The organism is uncultured Pelagibacterium sp. (genome assembly GCF_963972885.1).
GTDB classification, from domain to species: Bacteria; Pseudomonadota; Alphaproteobacteria; order Rhizobiales; family Devosiaceae; genus Pelagibacterium; species Pelagibacterium nitratireducens.
The window spans coordinates 1-12,252 of the sequence record NZ_CAXAXY010000086.1; the positions used below are offsets into that span (position 1 = coordinate 1).

11 protein-coding genes and 1 tRNA gene are annotated in these 12,252 nt (G+C 62.9%); 6 read left to right on the forward strand and 6 right to left on the reverse strand.

The window, feature by feature from the left end; translation table 11 throughout:
* The 3 genes from hisG to hisS form a co-directional block, all read right to left on the reverse strand.
* Positions 1–565: ATP phosphoribosyltransferase (hisG, locus tag AACZ55_RS12745; RefSeq protein ID WP_339646633.1), on the reverse strand; the 565-nt coding region annotated here is incomplete at its 3' end.
* Positions 562–1,662: an ATP phosphoribosyltransferase regulatory subunit gene (locus AACZ55_RS12750; protein WP_339646636.1), complete on the reverse strand. Its 1,101-nt coding sequence runs from the start codon at positions 1,660–1,662 to the stop codon at positions 562–564. The genes AACZ55_RS12750 and hisG, both read right to left, overlap by 4 nt.
* On the reverse strand, positions 1,641–3,149 hold the full coding sequence (gene hisS / locus AACZ55_RS12755; protein ID WP_339646639.1) for a histidine--tRNA ligase: 1,509 nt from the start codon (positions 3,147–3,149) through the stop codon (positions 1,641–1,643). Before hisS ends, AACZ55_RS12750 begins: the two co-directional genes overlap by 22 nt.
* A 526-nt stretch (positions 3,150–3,675) precedes the next feature.
* Between hisS and AACZ55_RS12760 the strand changes: the two genes are divergently transcribed.
* A complete protein-coding gene (locus tag AACZ55_RS12760) occupies positions 3,676–3,921 on the forward strand; it encodes a hypothetical protein (RefSeq protein WP_338607617.1) in 246 nt (81 codons plus the stop codon).
* 69 nt (positions 3,922–3,990) lie between these two features.
* Here the strand turns inward: AACZ55_RS12760 and AACZ55_RS12765 are convergent, their stop codons facing one another.
* Positions 3,991–4,599, reverse strand: a complete 609-nt coding sequence (locus tag AACZ55_RS12765; RefSeq protein WP_339646641.1) for a DNA-3-methyladenine glycosylase I — start codon at positions 4,597–4,599, stop codon at positions 3,991–3,993.
* Between the two features lie 127 nt (positions 4,600–4,726).
* Between AACZ55_RS12765 and AACZ55_RS12770 the strand changes: the two genes are divergently transcribed.
* The gene (locus AACZ55_RS12770; protein WP_339646643.1) at positions 4,727–5,341 is read left to right on the forward strand and encodes a L,D-transpeptidase; all 615 of its coding nucleotides are present in this window, start codon (positions 4,727–4,729) and stop codon (positions 5,339–5,341) included.
* Between the two features lie 75 nt (positions 5,342–5,416).
* Here AACZ55_RS12770 and AACZ55_RS12775 read toward each other — a convergent pair whose 3' ends face one another.
* Both AACZ55_RS12775 and AACZ55_RS12780 read right to left on the reverse strand, forming a co-directional pair.
* A complete protein-coding gene (locus AACZ55_RS12775) occupies positions 5,417–5,629 on the reverse strand; it encodes a helix-turn-helix domain-containing protein (protein WP_338607620.1) in 213 nt (70 codons plus the stop codon).
* Between the two features lie 159 nt (positions 5,630–5,788).
* Positions 5,789–5,865, reverse strand: a tRNA-His gene (locus tag AACZ55_RS12780).
* Between the two features lie 264 nt (positions 5,866–6,129).
* Here AACZ55_RS12780 and AACZ55_RS12785 point away from each other — a divergent pair.
* The 4 genes from AACZ55_RS12785 to AACZ55_RS12800 form a co-directional block, all read left to right on the forward strand.
* On the forward strand, positions 6,130–8,493 hold the full coding sequence (locus tag AACZ55_RS12785) for a PAS domain-containing sensor histidine kinase (RefSeq protein ID WP_339646645.1): 2,364 nt from the start codon (positions 6,130–6,132) through the stop codon (positions 8,491–8,493).
* 46 nt (positions 8,494–8,539) lie between these two features.
* Positions 8,540–9,625, forward strand: a complete 1,086-nt coding sequence (locus AACZ55_RS12790; RefSeq protein WP_339646646.1) for an ABC transporter ATP-binding protein — start codon at positions 8,540–8,542, stop codon at positions 9,623–9,625.
* 143 nt (positions 9,626–9,768) lie between these two features.
* The gene (locus AACZ55_RS12795) at positions 9,769–10,797 is read left to right on the forward strand and encodes an extracellular solute-binding protein (protein WP_339646647.1); all 1,029 of its coding nucleotides are present in this window, start codon (positions 9,769–9,771) and stop codon (positions 10,795–10,797) included.
* Between the two features lie 104 nt (positions 10,798–10,901).
* A partial coding sequence (locus AACZ55_RS12800) for an iron ABC transporter permease (RefSeq protein ID WP_339646648.1) occupies positions 10,902–12,252 on the forward strand: 1,351 nt, incomplete at its 3' end.

Genomic DNA, 12,252 nt, shown 5'->3' on the forward strand with positions numbered 1-12,252 from the left:
TGGCCTTGAGCGTTGCGCCGGTCGAGGTGATGTCGACGATGAGATCGGCGGCGCCCGATGCCGGCGCGGCCTCAGTGGCGCCGAGGCTTTCGACGATCCGGTACTCGGCAATGCCGTGCGCGGCGAAGTGGCGGCGGGTGAGATTGACGAATTTTGAGGCGATCCTGAGCCAGCGGCCATGGCGGGCGCGGAAATCGGCGGCGACATCAGAGAGATCGTCCATGGTGGTGACGTCGATCCAGGAATCGGGAACGGCGACCACCGCATCGGCGCGGCCAAAGCCGAGGCGCTTGACGATTTCAACCTGCTGGGGCCCGGTTTCGGCGGTTTCGTGAATCAGGTCCTCGCCGGTGATGCCGATATCGATGGTGCCGCGGATCAACTCGCGGGCGATTTCCGACGCCGAGAGAAAGCGCACGATCACATCGGGCATGGCGGCCATTTCGCCCAGATAGGAGCGTGCGCCACCGGGGCGCTCGATGGGCAGGCCGGCTTTTTCAAAGACCGCTACAGCTTCTTCCTGTATGCGCCCTTTGGAGGGGAGCGCGAGCATGATCGAGCTCATGGCCGAACCTCCGCTTCGAGACGGTCAACCCAGACGGCGCACCCGACGGCGGGGATATCCTGGGAGGCACCGAGGCGTTTGAGCAGGCGGTCATATTGTCCGCCGGAGACGAGCACCAGCCCCCCTGCTCCGGTCACCTCGAAGGTGATGCCGGTGTAATAATCGAGGCGCGGGGAAAAGCCGGCGTCAAACAGGATCGATTTTGCCTTGAGGCCATCGCGCAATTGGTCGACGCGGCGGCTTGCGCCGGCCAATGCCGGGGTCAGATCGATGCCGGTGGACTGGCCGAGCGCGCCGATTGCAGCGAGCGATTTGTCGGCGGGGCCGGAGATGGCGAGATAATTGCGCAGCAGATCGATTGTCGGGCCGGGAACGCGTTGGGCTTCGAGCGCCTGTTTTTCGAGATAGCGGGCGGCGATTTCCTCGGGCGTGCGGCTTTCGGTGAGGCTCAATCCGTTGGTGAGCATGAGTTCACCGACCCAATCGGCGATATCGTCGGCCGGCAGTCCGGCCGGGCCGGGCATGGGGGGTCTTGGATCGGCGAGGCGGTCGAGCAGCGCCGTCATGGCCTCGGGGTGACCGAAGCGGGCGCGGACGCGGGGGCGCCAGACATCGGGCATGTCGCAGGCGGCGAGCAGGGTTTCAAAAAGATCGATATCGCCGACGCGGATATGGGGTGCTGTCACGCCATAGATGTCGGTGACGGCGCGGGCAAAGCCGATCACCTGATCGAGCGCGGCATCGGCGTCGGGGAGGGCCAAAAGCTCCATGCCGCCCTGATCGAACTGGGCGGGGCCATCGGTGCGCTGGCGAAAGACCGGACCGAGATAACCATAGGCTGCCGGGGTCGCGGCCCCATTGGCGATGTGGTCGATGGCGATGGGCAGCGTGAAATCGGGCCGCAGGCAGAATTCGGAGCCATCCATGCCCTGGGTGAGGATCATGCGCGCGCCCAGTTCTTCGCCAGCCAGATCGAAATAGGCGGCTGGGGAGACGAGGATCGGTGGCGCGGCAAGGGTGACGCCGGGAGCGGTGACCAGCGCTTCGAGGGCGGAGCGGCAGGCGATGGCGGTCATCACCCGTTCGCCTTCATCCATGCGGCAACGGCCGGAATCTGTTTGACGAAATCGACCATTTGATCGCGCGGGACCGAATACTGGCCGGGGCGTTCGGTTTTCCAGGCGGCGTTGTCGGTGATCGAGGCGGCGGCTTCGGCACCCTCGGCCAGATCCTTGATCTGGACGACGCCCTGCTCGCGCTCATCGGAGCCCTGGATGATGACGGCGGGGGCGTTGCGCTTGTCAGCGTATTTCATCTGCTTGCCCATGTTCTTGGACGAACCCAGGAACAACTCGGCGCGGATGCCGTCGGCGCGCAGATCGGCGACCATTTTCTGGTAGTCAGCGATGCGGTCCTTTTCCATGACGGTGACCACGACGGGGCCGGTGACCGGGGCGGCATCGAGATTGCCGGTGAGTTTAAGGGCCGAAGCGAGGCGCGAGACGCCAATGGAAAAGCCGGTGGCGGGGGTGTGCTCGTTGCGGAAGCGCGAGACCAGACCATCGTAACGGCCACCGCCGCCGACCGAGCCGAACACCACATCCTGACCCTTTTCGTTCTGGACGGTGAAGGTCAGTTCGATTTCGAAGACCGGGCCGGTGTAGTATTCGAGGCCACGGACGACGGAGGGGTCAATCTTGATGCGGTCGGGGCCGTAGCCGGCAGAGTCAAAAAGGCCCGCCATTGCCCGCAACTCTGCAATGCCTTCGTCATACGTCGCGTTGTCTCGGACGATCACATCATACCCAGCCAGACGCGCTACGCTTGAAGGGTCATTAAGGTTTTCCATAGCAGCGAAAGTTACCAGCCGCTGAATGGTATCAATACCATGTTCCGTGAGGCCGGCTCCCTCCGTAAAATCTCCACTCTCATCTCTACGGCCCGGCCCTAGAAGTAGTCGAACGCCGCCAAAACCGAACTTGTCCAGCTTGTCGATGGCGCGCAGTACGGTCAACTTCTGGGCTTCATCGGTGACGCCAATCGCCTGCATGACGCCATCGAGCACCTTGCGGTTGTTGACCCGCACGACGTATTTGCCCTGCAAACCCAGCGCGTCCATGGTGTCGGCCATCATCATGCACATTTCGGCGTCCGATTCCGGGCCACCGGCGCCCACGGTATCGGCGTCGAATTGCATGAACTGGCGGAAACGGCCGGGGCCGGGCTTTTCGTTGCGGAACACCCAGCCCTGCCGGTAGGACCTGAACGGTTTGGGCAGGTCCTGATAGTTCTGGGCGAAATAGCGGGCGAGCGGGGCTGTGAGATCGTAGCGCAGGCTCATCCATTGGTCGTCATCGTCCTGCACGGAAAACACCCCGGCATTGGGGCGGTCGGTGTCGGGCAGGAATTTGCCCAGGGCTTCGGTGTATTCGAAGAACGGGGTCTGGATGGGATCGAAGCCGTAGCGCTCGTACACATGGCGGATTTTGGCGACCATCTGTTCGATGGCGGCGAGGTCCGCGGGTTCGGAGTCGACAAAACCGCGCGGCAGGCGCGGCTCGATGAGCGCTGAATTCTTGGCCATGAGTTTGGTCCCTGAAGTCCCTACAATACGGGGCTTTTAGATGTATGGCCCGTTCCCTAAACGATAAGGCTTTTCGAGACAAGGCAACGGAGCACTGTTGCCGTTTCGCCACAGGCAACCGGCAAGTGCGACAACCCGCCACATCAGGGCTTGGCGATCACGGATTCGTTAGCTATCAATTCGGCGTCTTCAACACAAACCTCTCAAGGGAGGCGTTCCTATGATAGCATTCGCAAACGTCCTCACCCGTGGTGTTGAAGCCTTCGGTTGGGCCCTGTCCCGCCGCCTCAATCGCACCGGCGTCAAAGCCTGACAGCCTTCGCGATAATCAGGTCGCTCTAACCGACCCGATCTTCAAAAACACCCCCAAAGCCAACCCATCCTGACGACAGCACATTTGCGTCCTGCCGCCCGGATTCCAACCAGACTCAACCCTTGGACACGTTTCCGGGCCGGATGAACCGACTCTCGAAAACGTCTCCAGCAACATGGAGCCAGTGCGCCTTTGCGCGCCTGGGTGACGACGATGTCGCACGTAAACATGCAAGTGGAAGGCGCGATCCTGCGCATTTCGCTCGATACACTGATGGCCGAGCACGGCAAATGGCGCGTGGTCATGGCCGCGATAAAAGCGATGGTGCGCGGCCGGCGCCGGGTGCAGACGATCCGTCCGCAAGATCTGCCCAATTCGATCCGCGCCGACATAGGGCTGCCCACAATCGTGGACCCGCCTAGAATGCCGACGGTGATGATGGTCTTTGCACGGCCATAACCGTCGGCGCATTAACGGGACGCTTGCCCTGGGCCTTTCCGCATGAAACGCGGGGAGGCTCAGGGTCTTTCAGGGTCGCACGAACCGGGCGCGTTGCGCCTCGATGGGCGCGCGGCAATGGCAGCCCTCGACATGGTCGTTGACCATGCCCATGGCCTGCATGAACGCATAGCAGGTGGTGGGGCCAACGAAGGAAAAGCCGCGCTTTTTGAGGTCTTTCGAGAGCCTTATCGACTCGGGCGATGTGGCCTGCTGGCGCAGACTGTCCCACGAATAATCGGTGGGGCGATCCTCGGGGCGGGGCTCGAAACTCCAGAAATAGGTGGCGAGCGAGCCGAACTCGTCGCGCAGCGCCTGAGCGCGGCGGGCATTGTTGATGGTCGAAACGATCTTGCCGCGATGGCGCACGATGCCGGCATCGGCAAGCAGGCGATCGATATTGGGTTCATCGAAGGCGGCGACCGTGTCGATATCGAATCGCGCGAAAGCGGCGCGGAAATTCTCGCGCTTTTTGAGGATGGTCAGCCAGGACAGGCCCGACTGAAAGCCTTCAAGGCAAAGCTTTTCAAACAGGCGCGTATCGCTTTCGACCGGATAGCCCCATTCGGTATCGTGATAGGACTGGTACAGCGGATCGGCGCCTGCCCAGGGGCAGCGCACGGGGTCGGCATCGGTCATGGAATCGTCTCGCCTAGCATTTTGATAACCATAGCGGTGGAACAAGATTTAACCATCCCATTTGACTCAATCTTTGCCGGATGCGGGCAGGATCGGCTTTCCTTTTGAAGCCCGAGACGAGATGCAGATGATCCGTATCGCCCCTGCCCTTTTGATCCTCCTGATTCTGGCCGCGCCCGCGCAGGCTGCATCGGGTTATCGCGGCTATCTCAATGCCATGTTCGGCCCGCCGCCGGGCATGGTGCTGACACCCGACGAGCCCCAGACCATGCTCGAATATCAGACGGAGTATGTCAGCCACCCCATGTGGCTGCGCCAGGTGGTCAGCTACCGGACCAGCGAAGCGCCGGGCACGCTGATCGTCGATACGCGCCGGCACTTCCTGTTTCTGGTGCTGGAAAACGGGCACGCCATGCGCTACGGCATCGGAGTGGCGCGGATGGGGTTCGAGTGGAGCGGAACCCATCGGGTGAGCGCCAAGCGCGAATGGCCGAGCTGGACACCGCCGGCCGAAATGCATGCCCGCCAGCCGGGCCTGCCCAAATTCATGCCCGGAGGGCCGAACAATCCGATGGGGGCGCGGGCGCTCTATCTGGGGTCGACCCTCTATCGCATCCACGGCACGAACGAGCCGTGGAGCATCGGGCGGTCGGTCTCTTCGGGGTGTATCCGGATGACCAATGAAGATGTGATCGATCTTTACGGGCGGGTGCCCGTCGGGGCCAAGGTCATCGTGGTGTAGGCGCCGGCAACCTGTGAGCCGCCGGGCCAAGAGCGTGATGGTTATAAATCCGAAGCGATTGCCACGCTTTCGATTTCAAGCCGCATGGGGAATATTGAACCCCTTGTCGGCATAGTCCTTGAGCTTGTTGCGAACCGTACGGATCGAGAGCCCGAGGATCTGGGCGGCGCGGGTGCGATTACCATTTGTCTGTCGCAGGGTGGCGAGAATCAGCGTTCTCTCCACTTCGGCAACCGGCAAACCCACCATAGCCTCCGCCAGTTCGGCGTTTGGAGCAAAGTCGTACACTGCACGTCCTTTCTGAGCCCCCATACGCTTTGTCTAACGCCTCTAAGGGTCATCCCTTATGGTTAACAAAGCCCTAACAGCGGAGCTTACGAGAACGGCTTTTGCCTAACCCATGATAGGCATGGCGCGTTACGGTGCCATCCTGGTGCAAAAAGGGGGTGGTACCGTCGCCCCGAATTGAACGGGGGACCTCTAGATCCACAATCTAGCGCTCTAACCAACTGAGCTACGACGGCATGGTGACGCGGACACTTTGACGCTATGGCAGCGTCGTCCCGAAACGGGGCGGAACATAGGTCGAGATGACGGCAAAGACAAGGGCGGTTTTGGCAAGACCTGCAGGTTTTTTCGTGTCGGGCGCGGCGCGGTGCCTTAACCATTTCCAACCTTTGAAGGGTCAAGAATGGCGCTAGACATGGACCGGGCCGCGGAGTCCCTATATTTAAGGTTTCGTCAACCATCGGCCCGGACCGGGTCGAGGACGGACATACGGACATGACATGACGCTCGACTGGACAAGCGCAGAACAGGCCCAAACCGTAACGCGGCTCGAGGACGATCCGCGCCCGGCATGGCTATGGCCGGTCGACGGGACGCAGCCGGTCTGGACCAACCGGGCGGCCGGGCTGTTTGGCGCCCGGATCAAGGGCGGGGAAATCAAGACCCAGGAGCCGGCCGTTCCGATCAAGGGCCAGATCGCACGGATCGTGCGGCTGGGACTGACGGGGCGGCCGACGCTGTCACGGATGCAGTTTCTGGCCGGGCGCAAGCCGCTTTCGGCCACCTGCCATTGCACACCGCTGCGGCTGGGCGATGACGGGCTGTATCTGCTGGTGGTCGGGGTCGATCCGATCAGCGATGAGGTGCTGGCGGCGGCCGGGCAGCAGCCGGATGAGATTGCACCCGCCGAGCCCGAAGCCCTGCCGGTGGCCAATGAGCAGACCGAGGATGGGCCGGAGGAAGACGATAGCGAGAGCGAAGGGTTGGCGGTGCTTGTCGACAGACTGGCCGGACACGAGCACCTTTTCGAGCCTCTCGATGCCGACGACGATGCGCCGTTCGCCGGCGCTGTCCCGAGCCGCGATTTTGCCGACATCGCCTTTGACGAAAACGTCGAAGCGGTTTCGGGCGAAGGTCAATCCGATTGGGGCATGGACGATCTGGCCAATGAGGAAGAGGCGTTCACCGCCGACGGCAATGACGACGAAGCTCCGGTGCGCGCGGGATTGTGGCAGGTCACCGGGCGGGGGCTGACCGTTTCGCGCATCAGCTACGATGAAAGCGAGCCCGATTTGCCTGCCGCAGACGCGGCAAACCAGGCTGACGAGGATCACGCGGCCCCCGACGCCGGCGAGCAAACGACGCGGTACAATTTCGAAGAGCTTTCGCGCATTCTGACCGACCGGATCAATCGCGAGGACCCGCCCGAGCCGGCGTCTGCCCCCCTGCCCCGGACGCCGGAGCGAACGGGGGGCGAGCTGGTGGCGCTGAGCGAAGAAGCGCTGGTGCTCAACCGGCTGCCGATCGGCATTCTGATCTTTCGCGACCAGGATATTCTGTTTGCCAACCGTGCACTGGTCGACCTGACGGGCTATGAGAACGCAACGACCCTGCGTGGATTGGGGCTTTCGGCGATTTTCCCAACCGTTGATGGTGGTGAGCCGGCGGGGCCGGTCAGCCATTTGCTGCGCCGGGATGGCGAGAAAATCGCGGTCAATGCCCGGCTTAACGCCATCACCTGGCAGGGTCGGCCCGGCTTCATGCTTTCGGCCAGGGCCAACGACATCGAGCCGCTGCGCGAAGCGGAAGTCGGTCAGTTTGCAGCGCTTTGGGCCAAGGTCGCCAATTTCGATTTCGTCACGGCGGACCGGACCGGGCTCATCGCCAGCTTCACGAATGGCCGGGACGACAGTTCCGCCGCCGAAATCGGAACGCCGATCACCAATCTGATCGCCCAGAGCGATCATTCCGCCTTGCGGCAGTTTCTGAGCCTGCCGGCGCGCTATGCGGGCGGCGTGCGGCCCGCGATTTCGCTCAAGGGAAAGCGGGCCGGACACACGCTGACGCTTTTCGCCGAGGGACGGGCCGGCATCGTTTCGGGCTATTTCGGCCTGCTTGGTCCCGCCGATACCCAGGCCGTCGCGCCGGGTCCGCGTGCTGGGCTGCCGACCGCCACGCTGAGCCGGATCACGCGCGGGCTTCGCCGTCCGCTCAACACCATTGCGGGATTTTCCGAGTTGATCGCATCGGAATCCTTCGGGCCATTGGCCAATGCACGCTACCTCGAATACGCACGCGACATCCGCTCGGCGAGCGGGGAGATCGGCGATTTGGCCGATGAACTCGACGATTATGTGCGGCTCGCCGAGGGCGAGTTGACGCTCTCTCCGGCCGATGTGGATATCGCAACGCTTCTGGCCGAGAGCCTGGTGCGGGTGCGCGCTCAGGCCGGACGGGCCCGGGTGTTGCTGCGCAGCGCGATCAGCGAACGGCTGCCCTATGTCCGGGTCGATGCCGCAACGCTCAAGCAGGCCGTGCTCAACATGCTGGCCAGCGCGATCAGCGAAGGTGGCGAGGGATCCAAGGTCGTGCTCTCGGGACAGGTCGAGGACGATGGCTCGGTTTCCATCCATGTTCGCGACACGGCCAAGGCACCCAATGCCCTGGCCGAGCGTTTCATGGTGTTTCGCGACGGGGTGGCGGCGGATGGCAGCGAGCGCAAACCGAGCCAGTCGAGCATCGGGCTGACGCTGACCCGATCGCTGGTGGCGGTCAATGCCTGTTCACTGAGCCTTGCGCCGGCCAGCGAGAGCGGCACGCTGATGACGCTGACCATTCCGGCGAGCCTGGTGGTGCGGGGCTGAAAGCGCCGCTTGACAAGCACCGGCATGGTCAGCCTTAACTCGTCCCATGAGCAAGTTCGAGCCGATCCTGCGGATTGAAAACGTGTCGCGCCATTTCGGCAGCGTGGCGGCTCTCGATGGCGTTTCCTTCGAGATCGCGCCGGGTGAGATCGTGTGCCTGGTCGGCCATTCGGGATGTGGGAAATCGACCCTGTTGCGGACAATTTCAGGGGTCGAGCAGATCGATGGCGGGTCTGTGATGCTGGCCGGCACGGTGGTCAGCGGCGCAGAGGGGTTCGTTGAGCCAGAGGACCGTAACATCGGCTTCATGTTTCAGGACTATGCGCTGTTTCCCCATCTGACAGCACGTCAGAATATCGGCTTCGGGCTCCGGGGCATGAGCCGCAAGGACGCAGCGGCCCGTGTTGGCGACGTCATTGCACGGCTCGAAATCGAGGCGCTGGCCGAGCGCTATCCCCACATGCTGTCGGGCGGCGAGCAACAGCGCGTTGCGTTGGCCCGCGCCCTGGCGCCTCAGCCGCGTATCCTATTGATGGACGAGCCTTTTTCCAATCTCGACCGAGGCCTGCGCGACACGATCAGGCGCGAAACCGTGGCGCTGCTGCGCCAGTTGGGAACGACGGCGATCGTGGTGACGCATGATCCGGAAGAAGCTCTGGCGATCGGGGACAAGGTCGTCCTGATGCACAAGGGCAAGGTGATCGAAAGCGGGACCGGCGACGCCATTTACAGCTTTCCCCAGACCGCCTATGCGGCTGCGTTTTTTTCGCAGGTCAACCGCATTCCGGCCCGGCGCTCGGGCGACTGGCTGGACAGTGCGCTTGGCCGGTTTCCGGCGCCGTGCGGGAGTTCCGGGCCGGTACAGCTTTTCATTCGCCCCCAGGCGCTGACACTGAACGAGGGCGGAACCATGGCAACGGTGAAGGCGCGGGTACTGCTTGGCGAGATCGAGGAGTTGACGCTCGATGTTGCCGGCCTCGACGATCCACTGGTCATGCGCACCAGCGCCCGGCGGGGGGTTGAAGTCGGCCAACGGGTGAGCGTAGGTGTCGCCCCCAACGACGTGCTGGTGTTTGCAGCGGATGAGGCGGCGCGGTCCACCCTGCCGCACGGCCCGGTGGCCGCAGAATAATTCCGTTACGGATCAACCGTTTAGAATGGTTCTAAACTGGGTTTGAAATTTCTTGACTCATACTATCACCTATGGGGTAGTGCCGTTCTGGGCGCGCTTTGGCCTTCGGCGCCCTTGATGCAACAACACCAAGGGAATACCCAATGACACGACTTTTGAAGACGTTTTCGGTCGCCAGTCTTCTGGCGCTGGGCGCAGCCGTGCCTGCCCTGGCCCAAGAGGTCAATATCTACACCACCCGCGAGCCGGGCTTGATCCAGCCGATCCTTGATGCGTTTACCGCTGAGACCGGAATTGCCGTCAACACCGTCTTTTTGCAGGACGGGCTGATCGAACGCGTTTCGGCAGAGGGCGAGAGCTCCCCCGCCGACATCCTGATGACTGTCGATTTCGGGGCGCTGATCGATCTGGTCGATGCCGGCCTGACCCAGCCGGTGGATTCGGACGTGCTCGAAGCCGCCGTTCCCGAGGCGCTCCGCGACCCCGAGGGCAACTGGTTCGCCTTGTCGGGCCGCGCGCGCGTGCTCTATGCGGCCAAGGATCTCGATCTCGACAGCTTCACCTATGAGCAGCTCGACGATGAAGAATGGCGCGGGCGGCTGTGCATCCGGTCGGGCCAGCATCCCTACAACACGGCAATGTTTGCGGCCTATATGGCCAAATATGGCGAAGAGGAAACCCGGACCTGGCTCGAAGGCATCAAGGCCAATCAGGCCCGCGTTGCCGCTGGTGGTGACCGCGACGGCGCGCGCGACATTGCCGCGGGCATTTGCGACATCGCCATCGGCAACTCCTATTACGTCGGGCTGATGACTTCGGGGGCCGGCGGTGAAGAACAGCAGGCATGGTCCGAGGAAATCAAGGTCATCCTGCCGACTTTCGAGAATGGCGGTACGCTGGTCAATATATCGGGCGCCGGGCTGGCCGCACATGCGCCCAACCATGACGAGGCCGTGCAATTGCTCGAGTATCTGGTCTCTGACGAGGCGCAGAAGCTCTATGCCGAAGCCAATTTCGAATATCCGGTTTCCGCATCGGCAGAGGTGCATCCGATCATCGCCGCTTTCGGCGAGCTCGAAGCTGACGAGCTCTCGCTGACCGAAGTGCTGCCGTTCCGCACGCGGGCCAGCGAACTTGTCGACGAAGTCAACTTCGACACGTTCGAAAACTAGGAAACGCGCGGCGGGAATGACCCGCCGCGCCATCCTCGATGGCAGATTTGACTCGGAGCCGCCCCGCAGCGCGGCACCACATCAGACTTTCGCTCTGGGCCGCGATGGCATTTGCCGCCGCGGCTCTCGCGCTGTTGCCGGTGGCAACGATCGGCGTGACGGCGATTGCCGATACGGGCACGCTGTGGTCGCATGTCCTCGCCAATATCCTGCCGCAGGCGGCCTGGAACACCGCCATTTTGCTGCTCGGTACCGGGATCATTGCGACCTGTGTGGGAACGGGGGCGGCGTGGCTGGTTTCGGCCTATGATTTCCGCGGGCGGGGCGTGCTCGAGTGGGCGTTGCTGCTGCCGCTGGCCGTGCCGACCTATATCATGGCCTATGCCTATCTCGATGTCTTGAGCCCGCTTGGGCCCATTCAGGGCGCCCTCCGCTGGGTGCTGGGCTATTCGAGCCCGCGCGAATTCCGGCTTCCCGATATTCGCGCCATGTGGGGAGCAATCGGTGTTTTCGGATTTGTGCTCTACCCTTACGTGTATCTGACGACGCGGGCGATGTTTCTGACGCAGGCGGCCAATCTGGTGGAAATTTCCCGGACACTGGGGGTGACCCGCAGCGGCGTATTCTGGCGGGTCGGGCTGCCTCTTGCGCGTCCGGCGATTGCCGTTGGCGTATCGCTGGCGCTCATGGAAGCGCTTAACGATGTGGGGGCGGCACAGTTTCTGGGCATCCGCACGCTAACGGCATCGGTCTATACCACCTGGATCGTGCGCACGGATCTGGCCGGGGCCGCGCAGATCGCCATTGCCATGCTGGTGGTGGTGATCGCGCTGATCGTTTTCGAGCGCTGGGCACGGCGCAACCAGCGTTTCGCCTCCAGCGCGCAAAGGGCACGGCCCATGCCGCCGCGCCGGCTGGACGGGGTCAAGGGATTGGGTGCCTTTGCCCTGGGGTTTCTGCCCATTCTTATCGGATTTGCGGGGCCGGCGATCTATCTGGTTGTGGCGGCGATCAGGCGGATCGAATTTGCCGGCATTTCTCCAGCGCTGGTGCGGGCGACACTCAACACGATTTCGATTTCGGCCATCGCCACTGCCGTGGTGCTGGTGCTTGGCTTTACCATTGCCTATGCGGCGCGGATCGAGCCGGGGCGGAAAACCTCGATTGCAGCGCGGATTGCGACACTGGGCTATGCCGTGCCCGGAACGGTGCTGGCCATCGGCATCCTGATCCCTGTTGCTGCGTTCGACCGTACGCTGGACGGGCTGATGCGCAACTGGTTCGGGGTTTCGAGTGGCCTGTTGCTGCTCGGCTCGGGGGCGGCGCTCATCTATGCCTATACGGCGCGGTTTCTGGCGATTTCGGCGGGCGGAATCGAGGCCGGGCTGAGCCGCATCCCGTCATCGTATGATCATGCATCACGTACGCTGGGACAGGGCGCCACGGGGACCTTGT

Coding starts and splice junctions, on each gene's coding strand:
- AACZ55_RS12760 (WP_338607617.1), top strand. CDS start 3,676: ATGTCGCACGTAAACATGCAAGTGGAAGGCGCGATCCTGCGCATTTCG.
- AACZ55_RS12795 (WP_339646647.1), top strand. CDS start 9,769: ATGACACGACTTTTGAAGACGTTTTCGGTCGCCAGTCTTCTGGCGCTG.
- AACZ55_RS12750 (WP_339646636.1), bottom strand. CDS start 1,662: ATGGATGAAGGCGAACGGGTGATGACCGCCATCGCCTGCCGCTCCGCC.
- AACZ55_RS12765 (WP_339646641.1), bottom strand. CDS start 4,599: ATGACCGATGCCGACCCCGTGCGCTGCCCCTGGGCAGGCGCCGATCCG.
- AACZ55_RS12770 (WP_339646643.1), top strand. CDS start 4,727: ATGATCCGTATCGCCCCTGCCCTTTTGATCCTCCTGATTCTGGCCGCG.
- hisS (WP_339646639.1), bottom strand. CDS start 3,149: ATGGCCAAGAATTCAGCGCTCATCGAGCCGCGCCTGCCGCGCGGTTTT.
- AACZ55_RS12785 (WP_339646645.1), top strand. CDS start 6,130: ATGACGCTCGACTGGACAAGCGCAGAACAGGCCCAAACCGTAACGCGG.
- AACZ55_RS12790 (WP_339646646.1), top strand. CDS start 8,540: ATGAGCAAGTTCGAGCCGATCCTGCGGATTGAAAACGTGTCGCGCCAT.